Consider the following 13,328-nt stretch of genomic DNA (forward strand, 5'->3'; position numbering starts at 1 on the left):
CACCTGAGGCGTTCCGAGGTTGCCGGCCAGCGGCCGGCGCTACCGGGAGGCCTGCAACCACGGCGGCGACAGCGTCAGCAGCCGCGCATGCACCGGGCAGTCCTCGGCGTGCGCACCGGGCAGGTAGCCCAGGCTCATCAGGAATTCGCCGGTGATCTCGCCGCCGGTGAAGCGGAACGTCTTCTTGAACAGCTTCACCCAGTCGGCCTTGCTGCGCGGATGGTGCGCGTCCAGCCACGCCGCGAAGCTGCCGTGGCTGGCCCGCAGCTGCTGGATCACCTGTGCGTTGTGGATCGCCGCCAGCACCTTCAGCCGGTTGCGGATGATGCCCGCGTCCGACAGCAGGCGTTCGATGTCCTGCTCGGCATACGCCGCCACGCGGTCCACATCGAAGCCGTCATAGGCCGCGCGGAAGCCCTCGCGCTTCTTCAGGATGGTCTCCCAGCTCAGCCCGGCCTGGTTGATCTCCAGCACCAGCCGCTCGAACAGCTCGCGCTCGTCACGCTGCGGGAAGCCGTATTCGTTGGCGTGGTAGTAGTCGTGCACCGGATGGCCCGGGGCGATGAGGCAGTAACCGCTCATGGAGAAGACTCGTTGGATTCGGGTTCGGGATCGATGGCCACCGCGGGGCGCCCGCCGATGGACAGCATCGGCCAGCGCGGTGGCACAAGCATGAGTTCGCCGTCACGCAGGGCCTGGTTGATCGCCTCGGCCTGGCCGCTGACGGTGCCGAACAGCGAACCGGCGCGGCGCCACTGGGCATCCCTGCCACGTGCGTACAGCACGCAGTCCGGCCCGCGGTGGGTGTACAGCTCGCACAGCAGTACCTCGGCGTTGCCGTCGCCATCCAGGTCGCGATGCACGATCAGGCAGTCGCGCTCGCTCTGGGCGCACGATTCGCCATTGATCGCGCGGGTGGCCAGTGCCTGCCACCAATCGTCCGGTGGCGAGCTGGATCCCTTGGCCAGCTTCAGCGCGCGCTGCAGGGCGGCGACGTCCTGCAGACCCTTGTCGAGGCGCTGTCCATCGTCCCAGCGCGAGGTACGTGCCAGCGCGGCAGCGATCACCTGTGGCGCGTTGGCATCGGCGGTGATGGCCGGATCACGCTGCAGCTCGCGCAGCGCCTGCACGCCACGGCGCCCAAGATCGAAGCGCAGCACGTTGACGTCACTGCTGGTGATCGCTGGCGGGTCCGCACGCAGGCGCGCCAACTGGCTGGACAGGGTCAGCCGCACCGGGTCCAGCAGCGGCGAGTTGCCCAGCAATGCCAGTGCCAGCACCGCCCAACACATCCAGCGGTTGACCGGCTCCAGCGTCTGCAGCCAGCGGCCCTGCCGGCGCACTACCGCCAGCGCGTAGCCCAGTGCATAGCCGGCCACGGCCAACGCGATCAGCACCGCCCAGAAGCGGTCCAGGGTCCAGCCGTACTGCACCACGCGCAGGCCCAGTGCATACAGCGCCAGCACCGCATAGACCGGCAGCGCCAGCAGGCTGGCCTCGACCAGCCGGCGCAGCACGACGGGGTAGGGCGCGGTGTCGTCGCCCTGCTGGTAGACCGCATTGGTGAACGACACCAGCAGCAGCGACAGCACCAGCAGCAGGCTGGCGGCCGAGCGGGTCTTCCACAGCGGCTCCAGCCCGGTCAGCGGCAGGCTCAGCACGAACAGCACGGCGATGAACGAGAGCAGCGGCAGCAGCCCGAGGCAGATCGCGAACAGCACCTGGCGGGTGATCTGGATCGCGCGGTGCTGGGTGCGCCCGATCAGCACGCCGAACCCGGCCAGGCTGCCGGTGGCCAGCGCGATGAACGCGTCCTGCCGGAACAGGTCGCGGAAGACGGTCACGTCGAGCAGCTGGAACAGCGCCGCCCACAGCCACAACAGCAGCCAGGTCAGCCCGGTGAACAGCGCGGCGAGGGCCAGGGTCAAACCATTCTGCCAGGCGCGCTCGAACAGCTCCGGGTAGCTGGCACGCCAATGCCCGTGCTGCAGCTGGAACTGCCACCAGGGCAGGGCCACGAACACCGCCACGGCCATGCCCAGGGTCAGCGGGAACTGCAGCGCGCCCGATTCCAGTGCGGTCTCGCCGTTGAGGTTCCAGCCGGTCCAGGCGGCCAGCGCCAGCACCACCGCCGAGCCGAGCGCGGCCTGCAGCCACAGGCGGCGCTGGCCCAGCTCGACCAGGCTCAGCGCCACCGCGCTGGGAATGGCCAGCACCCAGGCGTACCAGCAGTAGCGCCAGCCGATATCGCGGAACGGCCACGCATCGGACAGCTCCTGCGCGGCATACAGCATCAGGCCCTGCAGCAGCGCGATCAGGACGATGGCGCTGCGTGCCGGCAGGGTCAGGGGCGATGAAGACTGCATCGATGACCTTCCATGGCAAAGCACCATCCTAGCCCATCGCGGTTCGGCGCCATCGCGCGACCATCCCGCCCCCAGCAGGTAGAATGGGCCCATGCCTGTTACGCCGACTTCCCTTGCCGATCACCTGCTCGTCGCGCTGCCGTCGCTGCTCGACGCGACATTCGCCCGCAGCGTCGCGCTGATCTGCCAGCACGACGAGAACGGGGCGATGGGCGTGCTGGTCAACCAGCCTTCCGAGTACACGCTGGGGGAAGTGCTTGCACAGATGGACATCACCACCGGTGATGGCGACCTGCAGGCGCGCATGGTGCTCAACGGCGGCCCGGTGCATCCCGAGCGCGGCTTCGTCATTCATGACGACGCACGCGCATGGGATTCCAGCCTGATCGTGGGTGAAGGCCTGTACCTGACCACCTCGCGCGACATCCTCGAAGCGATGGCACGTGGCGAAGGCCCGGCCAATGCCGTGGTCACGCTGGGCTGTGCGGGTTGGGGCGCAGGGCAGCTGGAAAGCGAGCTGTCCGAGAACAGCTGGCTGACCGTGCCGGCCGATGCCGAGCTGGTGTTCCAGCTGCCGCTGGAGCAGCGCTGGCAGGGTGCAGCCTCGCGTATCGGTGTGGACCTGTTCCGGCTGACCGACTACAGCGGCCATGTCTGAGCCCATCGCGCCCGCGCCGGATTCTGCTGCCTCGGCAATCCGCCGTGATGGCACCGTTCTGGGGTTCGATGTCGGCTCGCGCCGCATCGGCGTGGCCATCGGCAGTGCCTTCGCTGCGCATGCGCGCGCGGTGGCGGTGGTCGATGTGCACGGCAACGGCCCGGACTGGACCGCGATCGAACGCCTGATCAAGGAATGGAAGCCCGATGGCCTGGTGGTCGGCGACCCGCTGACCCTGGACGGCCAGGACCAGCCCAACCGCAAGCGCGCGCAGGGCTTTGCCCGCCAGCTGCGGGAACGTTTCAAGCTGCCGGTGGTGATGATCGACGAGCGTTCCAGCTCGGTCGAGGCCGCCCGCCGCTTCGCTGTCGAGCGCGCCGAAGGGCGCAAGCGCCGCCGTGATGCGGCCGCCCTCGATGCCGTTGCCGCGGCGGTGATCATCGACCGTTGGCTGTCGTCGCCGGACGACGCCACCCCCATTCCCTGACTGCCCGACACCGCCATGACCGCCCAGCAACTCGATGCCTCCGGCCGCCTGCGCCACCTGCTGACCCTCGAAGGCCTTCCGCGCGACACCCTGCTGCAGCTGCTTGACCGGGCAGGGCAGATCCGCGACGCCGCGGTCGGTCGTGTCGGCAACAAGCGCCACGTGCTGGCCGGTTCGGCGGTGTGCACGCTGTTCTTCGAACCGTCCACGCGCACCCGCAGCTCGTTCCAGCTGGCCGCGCAGCGCCTGGGCGCCGACGTACTGAACTTCGATGCATCGACCTCGTCCACGCGCAAGGGCGAAACCGCCTGCGACACGCTGCGCAATCTGGAGGCGATGGGCGTGCGCGGCTTCGTGGTGCGCCACCCCGATGATGGCGCCGTGGCCGCACTGGCCGAGGCAGCGGGTGAGGGCACTGCACTGATCAACGCCGGTGACGGGCGCAGCGCGCACCCGACCCAGGGCCTGCTGGACATGCTGACCCTGCGCCAGGCCAAGGGCCCGGATTTCTCGAAGATGAAAGTGGTGATCGTCGGCGACGTGAAGCACTCGCGCGTGGCCCGCACCGACCTGCATGCGCTGCGTACGCTTGGCGTGGGCGAGATCCGCGTGTGCGGCCCGCAGTCGCTGCTGCCGGACGACGAGACCCTGAAGGGCTGCGTGGTCGGCGATGATTTCGACGCGATGCTGGAAGGCGTCGACGCGCTGATGATGCTGCGCCTGCAGCGCGAGCGCATGGAAGAAGGCCTGGTGCCGTCGCTGGAGCAGTACCACGCGCAGTACGGCCTGACCAACGAACGCCTGGCCCGCGCCGGCAAGGATGCCGCGGTGCTGCATCCAGGCCCGATCAACCGCGGCGTGGAAGTGACCGACGAGGTGGCCGACGGCCCGCAGTCGTGGGTGCTGCGCCAGGTCGCCAACGGCGTCGCCGTGCGCATGGCCGTGCTGGAAACGCTGCTGGGCTGACCTGCCCTGGTGGGTGCCGACCGTTGGTCGGCACAAAAGGGATTCACCCTGAACTGTCTGGGTGGGTGCCGACCGTTGGTCGGCACAAATAGGATTCACCTTGAACTGTCTGGGTGGGTGCCGACCGTTGGTCGGCACAAATAGGATTCACCTTGAACTGTCTGGGTGGGTGCCGACCGTTGGTCGGCACAGAACCATCAGTCCCGTGAAGTGCCGGGCTCAGACATTGAATAGCTACGGGCCTACCTGGACTGATGGGGTTGCCCGATAGAAGAAGGCGGTCGGGAGGCACACGCTTGTACCCATGAACCGCGCACGCCTGAGGCTTGGCCGCCATTCCCGGATCGGGCAATCCTACATCCTGACGACCGTCACCCAGGGGCGTCGACGCTACTTCGACGATGCCACAGCGGCGCAGTTGGTGATGGACGTGGTCCGTCGCCTTGATACTGAAGGCCTGACGTACTCACTTGCCTATGTAGTCATGCCGGACCACATCCATTGGCTTGTGGAGCTCCGTGCGTTCTCGCTGGACTACATCATGCAACGATTCAAATCGAGCAGTGCATTGCGGATCAACCGCATGCTGGGCAGGACAGGACCATTCTGGCAATCGAGCTATCACGATCATGCCATTCGTTCTGAAGAATCACTGTTTCGCCATGCGATGTACATCGTCGCCAACCCGGTCAGGGCGAACTTGGTGAGCTGCGTGGGAGAGTATCCGTATGCCTGGTGCCGATGGGAGATCGATGGGAGGTACCAAGCAATGGATTACCCCGAGGCGGAGAGATAGTGCCGACCAACGGTCGGCACCCACCAATACCCAAGCCGACCAACGGTCGGCACCCACCAATACCCAAGCCGAGCAACGGTAGGCACCCACCAATACCCAAGCCGAGCAACGGTAGGCATCCACCAATACCCAAGCCGAGCAACGGGTAGGCATCCACCAATACCCAAGCCGAGCAACGGGTAGGCATCCACCAACAGTTGTTTCCCAGCAGAAACTGCGGTTCAGCGCTTCTGCGCGAACAGCCACGCCCACATTGCCGGGTCGGCGTAGGTAGCGTCCCAGGCATTGTGATTGCCTTCCGGGTACTCGGTGTAGCGCACATCGCGTGCGTTGGCGCTCTGGAATGCGGCATGCAGCCTGCGGTCGTCATCCGGAGGCACCACGTCGTCCAGCGCGCCGTGGAAGATCCAGATCGGCGTGTGCTGCAGGCGCTGCGCGATCACGGCATACGGATCGGTTTCCTGGGCGACCTGCTCGACGAACAGGGTCGGGCGCTTTGCGCGTGGTGCCAGCACGGCACCGCACACGGGGACGATCGCGGCGAAGCGGCGCGGGTCGTCCAGGGCGATGTTCCAGCTGCCGTAGCCGCCCATCGACATGCCGGTCAGGTACTGCCGTGCCGGGTCGGCGCCGAACTCGGCGATTGTCGCGTCCAGCGCGGCCACGGCCGCACGGTTGTTGCGGCCGCTCCATTCCTCATGGCCCGGTACCTGTGGGAACACCACCAAGGCAGGGAAGTTGGGATGCTCGCGCAGATAAGGCCCCAGCCCGGCGTGGGTCTGCTTGATGCCATCGGCGCCGCGCTCGCCCGAACCGTGCAGGAACAGGATGACCGGGACGTTGGAGGTTGCGGGCGTCTGCCCACCAGGGCTGCGGGCCTGCAGGCCCGCGGGAATGAACACCTGGTAGTAAGCCGTGTGCCCGTCCACCTTCACCGCACGTGCTTCGAAGCGGCCACGCGCGCTGTCCGGCAGCGAAGTGCAACCGCTCATCATCAGAAGGGCCAGCAATGGCAGCCAGCGCGACAGCAGACGGACCATGGGGTTTTCCGAAGCGGCGAGAACGCCTGCATCGTAGTCCGCCAACGTCGGCCCGGCATCATGCGCCGCGTCACTGCGGGCGCGGAAAGCTGGCGATGATGTCCAGCTGTTCCTGTGCCTCGGCATTGCCTTCGGCGGCCGCAGCCTGCACCTGCGCCATATCCGGGTGCAGCACCACCAGCAGCGGGTTCTCGCAGACCGGGCAGTCGTACTCGGTGGCGTCCTCGTCCAGCTCCATCTCCATGGCGCGCGAGCTGCCCTTCCATTCGCAGGCCGGGCAGGTGTGCTGCTGGTCGCGCCAGCCGGGCTGGAAGTAGTTTTCTATCGTTGTTGCCATGGGTGTTCCAGTTGGGATCGGGTCAGCGCCCCGCGCGGTGGGGATCCGACCCTTGATAGGGTCAGTGCAGCAGCACCAGGGTGGCGAGGCCGAGGAAGGTGAAGAAGCCCATCGAGTCGGTCACGGCGGTCAGGAAGATGCCGCTGGCCAGCGCCGGGTCGAAGCCGAAGCGTTTCAGGGTCAGTGGCACCAGCACGCCGGCCAACGCGGCGAACAGCAGGTTGCAGGTCAGCGCGATGGCGATCACCGCCGACAACCCGGGCGAGTGGAACCAAGCGAGTACGATCAGGCCCAGCACCGAACCCAGCATCACGCCGTTCAACAAGGCGACCCGCACTTCCTTCCACAGCAGCGTGCGCGCGTTGGAGGCGCCCACCTGGCCCAACGCCAGGCCACGCACCATCAGCGCCAGCACCTGGGTGCCGGCGTTGCCTCCGAGGCCCGCAACGATCGGCATCAGCACCGCCAGCGCCACCAGCTTGTCGATGGTGCCCTCGAAGTGGCCGACCACGCTGGACGCCAGGAATGCCGTGCACAGATTGACCGACAGCCACATCAGGCGGCGGCGCATGGCGCGCCAGACCGGGCTGAACAGATCCTCGTCCTCGTCCAGGCCGGCGGCGCCCAGCGCCTGGTGCTCGGCCTGTCCACGGATGATGTCGACCACGTCATCGATGGTGATGCGGCCGACCAGGATGTTGTTGTCGTCCACCACCGGCGCGGAGATCCAGTCATGGTCGGAGAACTGGCGGGCGACCTCCTGGTCGCTTTCGCCGACATCGATCGCCGGTTGCTCGTCGTCGATCAGGCGGTTGATCGGGGTGGTGTCCTCGTGGGTCACCAGTGCCGCCAGCGACACCCGGCCGAGGTATTGATGGCGACGGCTGACCACGAACAGATGATCGGTGTGGTCGGGCAGTTCGCCACGCAGGCGCAGGTAGCGCAGCACCACGTCAACGTTGACGTCGGCGCGCACGGTCACCACGTCCGGGTTCATCAGGCGGCCGGCGCTGTCCTCGGGGTAGGACAGCACCTGCTCCAGGCGCTCGCGGTTCTCGCGGTCCATCGACTTGAGGACTTCGTCGATGACCGTGTCCGGCAGATCTTCGACCAGGTCGGCCAGATCGTCGATGTCCAGGTCTTCGACCGCGGCGATGATCTCGTCCGGGTCCATGTCGGCGAGCAGGCTCTCGCGCACGTCGTCGCCGACGTGGACCAGCACCTCACCGTCATCTTCCGGATCGACCAGGCCCCAGACCACCTCGCGCTTGCCCGGCGGCAGCGATTCGAGCAGGTTGCCGATCTCGGCCGGGGCCAAGGTGTTGACCAGGCGGCGCACCGGGCCCAGCCGACCGCTGTCCAGTGCGTCGGACAGCATCCGCAGTTGGCGCGCAGTCTTGTCGTGGCGTACAGCCTCAGCCATCGCAGCTCCCGCGGGATAAGAAAAGCCGCGATCCCGGCAAGGATGCGGCAACAGGGGTGTTCAGCGCGTCATTATCGCAAGGGGATGTTTCAACGCATAGCCGCCGGGTGGTGGTAGTGCCGGCCGCTGGCCGGCAAGCGGCCCCATCGGAGGCCATGAGGTTGCCGGCCAGCGGCCGGCACTACCCTTGGCGCTCAGGGCGTATCCGCCACCAGCGCCAGCCAGCGCTCGATCGCGCGACGGTCGCGTGCGGCCAGCAGCTTCGGTGCGCGCGCGCGCAGCGCGGCCAGGTCGGCCTCGCGGATCGCGCGGCGCACCTCCAGCAGTGTGCCGGGGTGCAGGCTGAATTCGCTCAGGCCCAGCGCCAGCAGCAGCGGAGTCATCCGTGCATCACCGGCCATCTCACCGCAGACCGCCACCGGAATGCGATGCCGCGCGCCGGTCTCGATCACCATCTCCAGCAACCGCAGCACGGCCGGATGCAGCGGCGAATACAGCTCGCCCAGTGCCTCGTTGTTGCGGTCAGCGGCCAGCAGGTACTGCACCAGGTCGTTGGTGCCGATCGACAGGAAGTCGACCAGGTCGATGAAGCTCTCCAGCGCCAACGCCGCAGCGGGCACCTCGATCATCGCGCCCAGCGGCACATGGTCGGACACCATGTGGCCTTCGCTGCGCAGCTGTTCGGTCAGCTTGAGCATGCGCCGGCGCACCGCCAGCAGTTCCTCGCGGGTGCTGACCATCGGCACCAGCACGCGCAGCTTGCCGTAGGCCGAGGCGCGCAGGATCGCGCGCAGTTGGGTGTCGGCCACCTTGGGCCGTGCCAGCGACAGGCGTACGCCGCGCAGTCCCAGAGCCGGGTTTTCTTCGTTGCTCAGGGTCAGGCCGGTGCGGTCGGCCTTGTCCGCGCCCAGATCGAGCGTGCGGATGGTGACCGGTCGCCCGCTCATGCCCAACGCGGCATCGCGGTAGGTCTGGAACTGTTCTTCTTCGTCCGGCAGCTCGTTGCGCTGCAGGAACAGGAATTCGGTGCGGTACAGGCCCAGCCCCTGCGCGCCCAGCGCATGCGCCTGGGTGACGTCCTCCAGCGATTCGGCATTGGCCAGCAGGGCGATGTCGACCTGGTCGCGGGTACGGCTGGGTTTGCTGCGCAGGCGGCCGAGCTCGCGCTGCTCGCGCGCATGTTCTTTCAGGCGCGCGCGGTAGTCGCGCAGGTTGTCGGCCTGGGGGTTGGCGGTGATGCTGCCGTCGGCGCCATCGATGATCAGCACGTCGCCATCGGCGATGCGGCTGAGCAGCTGCGGCACGTTGACGATCAAGGGCAGGTGCAGGCTGCGCGCCAGGATCGCACTGTGCGACAGCGCACTGCCGGCGGCGGTGACGATGCCGACCACGCCCTGCGCCTGCAACTGGGCAAGCTCGGAGGGCGCGATGTTGTCGCAGACCAGGATTTCACCGGCCAGGCCTTTCATTACCGGCGGGCGTTCGGGCTGCAGGAAGGCGTGGATGCGGCCGATCACATGGTCGAGGTCGTCCATGCGGCTCTTCAGATAGGCATCGTCCATGCCATCGAAGACCTTGGCCAAGCGGTCACGCTGCAGGCGCAGCGCATAGCCGGCGCTGTACGGGCCGCTGCGGATCAGCTCGTCCAGCCCGAACAGCAGCTCGGGGTCGTCCAGCAGCAGTGCATGCAGGTCGAGGAACTCGCCCACTTCCTGGTTCAGTGCACCCTGCAGGCGCTGTCGCAGCTCGTGCATTTCCGTGCGCGCGGCATCCACGGCACGGTGCAGGCGGGCCAGTTCGGCCTCGACCTGATGGGCGGCGACGCGCTGCTCGGCCACTTCCAGCGCATGTGGCAGGCGCACCCGCGCCCGGCCCATCGCCGCGCCACGGGCAGCACCGTGCCCGGCCAGCAGCTGTACCGGCCGCTGGCCGGAAGGGACCTGGCCGGCGCGCGCGCGTGGCACGCTCAGCTGTCCTCGTCGAAGCGGCGTTCGAACAGGCCGACCACCGCTTCCATCGCGGCGGCTTCGTCCTCGCCGTTGATGCGCACCGTGACCGGGGTGCCCTGGCCGGCGGCCAGCAGCATCACGCCCATGATGCTCTTGGCGTTGATCTCACGGCCCTTGGCGGCCATGGTCACGTTGCAGCGGAACGGCGCCAGGGTCTGCACCAGCTTGGCGGTGGCCCGGGCATGCAGGCCCAGGCGGTTGCTGACGGTGAGTTCTCGTTCAAGCATCGTCGACTATCGCTCCATTACGGGTACCCGCCGCGGCTGTGGCGGGCAGTTGATCCAGTCCCTGTTCCGGATAATTCATCACCCGCAGCAACATCGGCAGGCTCAGCGCCGACACCCGGCGAACCGGGGTCCCCAGCCGGGCCAGCTGCCCGGCAAGGTTGGCGGGGCTGGCGCCGTACAGGTCGGTCAGGATCAGCACGCCTTCACCACTGTCGACCCGCCGCAGAGCGGCCGAGGCGAGCGGGAGCAGGGCGTCCAGGTCTGCGTCGAACGGTACTTCGAAAGCTTCGGTTTTCAGCGGCAATTGCCGCAGGAGCCGGGTCGCCACGTCTAGCAGGGCGGTCCCGACCCCGGGATGTGTTACGAGGAGAATGCCACAGGTCATTACTGCACGTTAACAGGTCAAGGTGAATTGGCGATAGCAGCAGATGAGGGGCACTGTGTCCCGTATTCAGCGTTGCTCGGGTCAGAGCCCGTTTCCGTTGGAAAAGGATCCGACCCCATCCGTTTTTCGATGCCTGACCGGGATTCATCCACGCATGGCGTGGATCTACTGTGTCGACCAAGGTCGACACCCACCAACAGCACACCGCCTCGCCATCCCAGGGAATGCCGCTTTTGCTTTTGCTGTTGCCGGCCAGCGGCCGGCACTACCCGCGGGTGCCGGGCGCAGCCCGGCCGCACCCCTCAATCCTGTTCGCGGTGGTAGGTCGCCACGTCTTCCCAGCCCATCTCGCGGGCATGCCGGGCCAGGCGCTCGGCCAGGAACACCGAACGGTGCTTGCCGCCGGTGCAGCCGAAGGCCACGGTCACATAGCTGCGGGTGCCATCCCCCAGCTTCGGCAGCCAGGTATCGAGGAAATCCATCAGCTGGGTCAGGTAGCGCTGCACGTCCGGCTGCGCTTCCAGGTAGTCGCGCACGCCCGGTTCGCGGCCACTCAGCGCACGCAGATCCGGGTCCCAGTGTGGATTGGGCAGCACCCGCGCATCGAACACGAAGTCAGCCTCGGCCGGCACGCCGCGCTTGTAGGCGAACGATTCGAACAGCAGCGACAGGCCGGTGGCATGGTCCATCGTGAACTCGGTGATGATCCGCCGCCGCAGCTGATGCACGTTGAGATTGCTGGTATCGATCACCGCATCGGCCTCGCGGCGCAGCGGTGCGGTCAATTCACGCTCACGCGCGATCGCTTCGGGCAGCGACAGGCCCAGCTGGCTCAGTGGATGGCGGCGGCGGGTGTCGGCGTAGCGTTTGAGCACGGCCTCGTCGCTGGCCTCGAAGAACAGCACCTTCACTTCCACGCCGGCATCGGTGGCCAGCTGCCGCCAGTCGCCCAGCTGGCTCAGGTCGGCCTGGCCGCGCACGTCGATGCCTACGGCAAGGCGGCGTGGTGCGCTGCCGTCGTGGTTGGCCAGCAGACTGCGCACGAAGTCGGGCAGCAGATTGATCGGCAGGTTGTCCGAGCAGTAGTAGTCCTGGTCCTCGAAGGTCTTCAGGGCGACGGATTTACCCGAGCCGGACAGGCCGCTGACGATGATCAGGGTCGGGGCGGAGGGGGTTGCGGTGCTCATGGACAGGCTCTTCGGGGGACAGGGGAATCAGGGCGTTCGCCGTTCCAGCAGGTTGCTGTGACGGGCGATGAACATCGCCGCCGGGTCGATGCCCTTGGTGCGCAGGATATGCAGGCGCGTGGCGGCTTCGGTCAGCACGGCCAGGTTGCGGCCAGGCATCACCGGCAGGGTGATCAGCGGAACGTCCAGGTCCAGCACATGGCGGGTGCCCGAGTCGCCGGTCAGGCGCTCATAGCCATGCGGGGTGGGTTCGGTCATCGGCTTGGTCAGGTGGACGATCAGCCGAAGGTACTTGTTCTTCTTTACAGCCGTGTCGCCGAACATCTCGCGCACATTCAGCACGCCCAGGCCGCGCACTTCCAGCAGGTCCTGCAGCAGTTCGGGGCAGGTGCCATCGAGCACGTCGGGCGCGATCTGGGTGAATTCGGGCGCATCATCGGCGACCAGGCGGTGGCCGCGGCTGAGCAGCTCCAGCGCCAGTTCGCTCTTGCCCGATCCGGCCTCGCCGGTGATCAGCACGCCGATGGAATAGATCTCCATGAACACGCCATGCAGGATGACCCGCGGCGCCAGCGTACGGGCCAGGTGGTAGGACAGATGGTTGAGCAGTTCGTGGCCGCGCTTGGGTGACAGCCACAGCGGCGTGCCGGATTCATCCGCGGCGGCGCGCAGGTCTTCCGGGCAGGCCTGGTTGCGGGTCAGCACCAGCGCCAGCGGGTGCGACTGCATGATCTTTTCGATGGTCTCCCAACGCTGGCGTGGTTCCAGCGCATCCAGCCAGGACAGCTCTTCGGTGCCCAGGATCTGCACCTTGTTGGGGTAGATCGCATTGAGATAACCAGCCAGCGATGGACGCCGCGAGACCGTGTTGCCGGCCTCCAGCTCGCGCTTCTCGCCGGACTTGCCGGCAGCCCAGCGCAGCCCCAGCCGCTCGCGCTGCTGTTCGAACAGTTCACGGGCGGTGATGCTGGTATTCATGCGGCACTCGCAGGTGGGGTCATGTCCAGCGCCTCGCGCAGCGCCCGGGCATCGCCCGCTTCGCGCAGGGCCTGGCGGATGTCGGGCGCCGAAAACAGCTCGGCCAGCTCGGACAGCAGCATCAGGTGCTGGTGGGTGTAGTGGGCGGGGACGGCCATGGCGAACACCAGGTCCACCGGCTCGTCGCCACCGAAGTCGACCGGGGTGGCCAACCGCAGCAGGGCGCCGCGGGGGCGGTCCAGGGTTGGCGCGCGGCCGTGGGGAATGGCGATGCCGTGACCGATCGCGGTGCTGCCCAGCGCTTCGCGCTGACACAGGTTCAGATAGATCTGTTCGGCGTTGGCCTGGCGGCAGGCCAGCAACCCGGCGGCGGCCTGCAGGACGCTGTCGCGGTCGGTGGCCGTGCAGAGCTGGGTCTGCACGGCCGCCAGGAGGTCAGTCAGGGGCATGTCTGCGGGGAACGGTGGCG

15 protein-coding genes are annotated in these 13,328 nt (G+C 67.4%); 4 read left to right on the plus strand and 11 right to left on the minus strand.

Features of this window, described 5'->3' with window-relative positions; all coding sequences use genetic code 11:
* Window positions 1-39: 39 nt before the first annotated feature.
* Complete coding sequence (locus ACZK4Z_RS05240) at window positions 40-582, minus strand: DNA-3-methyladenine glycosylase I (protein ID WP_049400680.1); 543 nt, start codon at window positions 580-582, stop codon at window positions 40-42.
* Window positions 579-2,366: a DUF4153 domain-containing protein gene (locus ACZK4Z_RS05245; protein WP_125895954.1), complete on the minus strand. Its 1,788-nt coding sequence runs from the start codon at window positions 2,364-2,366 to the stop codon at window positions 579-581. Before ACZK4Z_RS05245 ends, ACZK4Z_RS05240 begins: the two co-directional genes overlap by 4 nt.
* A gap of 91 nt (window positions 2,367-2,457) precedes the next feature.
* Here ACZK4Z_RS05245 and ACZK4Z_RS05250 point away from each other — a divergent pair, with 91 nt between their 5' ends.
* From ACZK4Z_RS05250 to ACZK4Z_RS05265, 4 genes are all read left to right on the plus strand, one after another.
* Window positions 2,458-3,024 carry a YqgE/AlgH family protein gene (locus ACZK4Z_RS05250; protein ID WP_004147177.1) on the plus strand — a complete coding sequence of 189 codons (567 nt, stop codon included), beginning with the start codon at window positions 2,458-2,460 and terminating at the stop codon, window positions 3,022-3,024.
* Window positions 3,017-3,511, plus strand: a complete 495-nt coding sequence (gene ruvX / locus ACZK4Z_RS05255; protein WP_125895955.1) for a Holliday junction resolvase RuvX — start codon at window positions 3,017-3,019, stop codon at window positions 3,509-3,511. The genes ACZK4Z_RS05250 and ruvX overlap by 8 nt, the downstream gene beginning before the upstream one ends.
* 15 nt (window positions 3,512-3,526) lie before the next feature.
* The gene (locus tag ACZK4Z_RS05260) at window positions 3,527-4,477 is read left to right on the plus strand and encodes an aspartate carbamoyltransferase catalytic subunit (RefSeq protein ID WP_032130186.1); all 951 of its coding nucleotides are present in this window, start codon (window positions 3,527-3,529) and stop codon (window positions 4,475-4,477) included.
* Between the two features lie 304 nt (window positions 4,478-4,781).
* Entirely contained in the window at window positions 4,782-5,273 is a 492-nt protein-coding gene (locus ACZK4Z_RS05265; protein ID WP_293798953.1) for an REP-associated tyrosine transposase, read from the plus strand.
* Between the two features lie 221 nt (window positions 5,274-5,494).
* Here ACZK4Z_RS05265 and ACZK4Z_RS05270 read toward each other — a convergent pair whose 3' ends face one another.
* From ACZK4Z_RS05270 to ACZK4Z_RS05310, 9 genes are all read right to left on the minus strand, one after another.
* Window positions 5,495-6,313, minus strand: coding sequence for a carboxylesterase family protein (locus tag ACZK4Z_RS05270; protein WP_125895957.1), 819 nt, complete (start codon window positions 6,311-6,313; stop codon window positions 5,495-5,497).
* A 70-nt stretch (window positions 6,314-6,383) separates the two neighbouring features.
* Complete coding sequence (locus tag ACZK4Z_RS05275; protein ID WP_010483664.1) at window positions 6,384-6,650, minus strand: hypothetical protein; 267 nt, start codon at window positions 6,648-6,650, stop codon at window positions 6,384-6,386.
* Between the two features lie 61 nt (window positions 6,651-6,711).
* Complete coding sequence (gene mgtE, locus ACZK4Z_RS05280; RefSeq protein ID WP_010483662.1) at window positions 6,712-8,073, minus strand: magnesium transporter; 1,362 nt, start codon at window positions 8,071-8,073, stop codon at window positions 6,712-6,714.
* Window positions 8,074-8,267: 194 nt separating this feature from the next.
* The gene (ptsP, locus tag ACZK4Z_RS05285; RefSeq protein ID WP_125894143.1) at window positions 8,268-10,037 is read right to left on the minus strand and encodes a phosphoenolpyruvate--protein phosphotransferase; all 1,770 of its coding nucleotides are present in this window, start codon (window positions 10,035-10,037) and stop codon (window positions 8,268-8,270) included.
* Window positions 10,038-10,039: 2 nt separating this feature from the next.
* Window positions 10,040-10,309 carry an HPr family phosphocarrier protein gene (locus tag ACZK4Z_RS05290; RefSeq protein WP_005408385.1) on the minus strand — a complete coding sequence of 90 codons (270 nt, stop codon included), beginning with the start codon at window positions 10,307-10,309 and terminating at the stop codon, window positions 10,040-10,042.
* Complete coding sequence (locus ACZK4Z_RS05295; RefSeq protein WP_014036239.1) at window positions 10,302-10,694, minus strand: PTS sugar transporter subunit IIA; 393 nt, start codon at window positions 10,692-10,694, stop codon at window positions 10,302-10,304. The genes ACZK4Z_RS05290 and ACZK4Z_RS05295 overlap by 8 nt, the downstream gene beginning before the upstream one ends.
* 302 nt (window positions 10,695-10,996) lie before the next feature.
* Window positions 10,997-11,881 (minus strand): RNase adapter RapZ, encoded by an 885-nt coding sequence (gene rapZ / locus ACZK4Z_RS05300; RefSeq protein WP_125894150.1) that lies wholly within the window; start codon window positions 11,879-11,881, stop codon window positions 10,997-10,999.
* A gap of 27 nt (window positions 11,882-11,908) precedes the next feature.
* Entirely contained in the window at window positions 11,909-12,859 is a 951-nt protein-coding gene (gene hprK, locus ACZK4Z_RS05305; protein WP_005408388.1) for an HPr(Ser) kinase/phosphatase, read from the minus strand.
* Window positions 12,856-13,308 carry a PTS sugar transporter subunit IIA gene (locus ACZK4Z_RS05310; protein ID WP_032130191.1) on the minus strand — a complete coding sequence of 151 codons (453 nt, stop codon included), beginning with the start codon at window positions 13,306-13,308 and terminating at the stop codon, window positions 12,856-12,858. Before ACZK4Z_RS05310 ends, hprK begins: the two co-directional genes overlap by 4 nt.
* Between the last annotated feature and the right edge of the window lie 20 nt (window positions 13,309-13,328).

This window comes from Stenotrophomonas sp. 71799_Sma, from assembly GCF_056482505.1.

What these genes read in the sequence shown, in the direction of transcription:
- ACZK4Z_RS05270 (WP_125895957.1), bottom strand. Translation starts at nt 6,313, where the DNA reads ATGGTCCGTCTGCTGTCGCGCTGGCTGCCATTGCTGGCCCTTCTGATG.
- ACZK4Z_RS05275 (WP_010483664.1), bottom strand. Translation starts at nt 6,650, where the DNA reads ATGGCAACAACGATAGAAAACTACTTCCAGCCCGGCTGGCGCGACCAG.
- ACZK4Z_RS05295 (WP_014036239.1), bottom strand. Translation starts at nt 10,694, where the DNA reads ATGACCTGTGGCATTCTCCTCGTAACACATCCCGGGGTCGGGACCGCC.
- hprK (WP_005408388.1), bottom strand. Translation starts at nt 12,859, where the DNA reads ATGAATACCAGCATCACCGCCCGTGAACTGTTCGAACAGCAGCGCGAG.
- ACZK4Z_RS05250 (WP_004147177.1), top strand. Translation starts at nt 2,458, where the DNA reads ATGCCTGTTACGCCGACTTCCCTTGCCGATCACCTGCTCGTCGCGCTG.
- mgtE (WP_010483662.1), bottom strand. Translation starts at nt 8,073, where the DNA reads ATGGCTGAGGCTGTACGCCACGACAAGACTGCGCGCCAACTGCGGATG.
- ACZK4Z_RS05260 (WP_032130186.1), top strand. Translation starts at nt 3,527, where the DNA reads ATGACCGCCCAGCAACTCGATGCCTCCGGCCGCCTGCGCCACCTGCTG.
- ruvX (WP_125895955.1), top strand. Translation starts at nt 3,017, where the DNA reads ATGTCTGAGCCCATCGCGCCCGCGCCGGATTCTGCTGCCTCGGCAATC.
- ACZK4Z_RS05265 (WP_293798953.1), top strand. Translation starts at nt 4,782, where the DNA reads ATGAACCGCGCACGCCTGAGGCTTGGCCGCCATTCCCGGATCGGGCAA.
- rapZ (WP_125894150.1), bottom strand. Translation starts at nt 11,881, where the DNA reads ATGAGCACCGCAACCCCCTCCGCCCCGACCCTGATCATCGTCAGCGGC.
- ACZK4Z_RS05290 (WP_005408385.1), bottom strand. Translation starts at nt 10,309, where the DNA reads ATGCTTGAACGAGAACTCACCGTCAGCAACCGCCTGGGCCTGCATGCC.
- ACZK4Z_RS05245 (WP_125895954.1), bottom strand. Translation starts at nt 2,366, where the DNA reads ATGCAGTCTTCATCGCCCCTGACCCTGCCGGCACGCAGCGCCATCGTC.
- ACZK4Z_RS05240 (WP_049400680.1), bottom strand. Translation starts at nt 582, where the DNA reads ATGAGCGGTTACTGCCTCATCGCCCCGGGCCATCCGGTGCACGACTAC.
- ACZK4Z_RS05310 (WP_032130191.1), bottom strand. Translation starts at nt 13,308, where the DNA reads ATGCCCCTGACTGACCTCCTGGCGGCCGTGCAGACCCAGCTCTGCACG.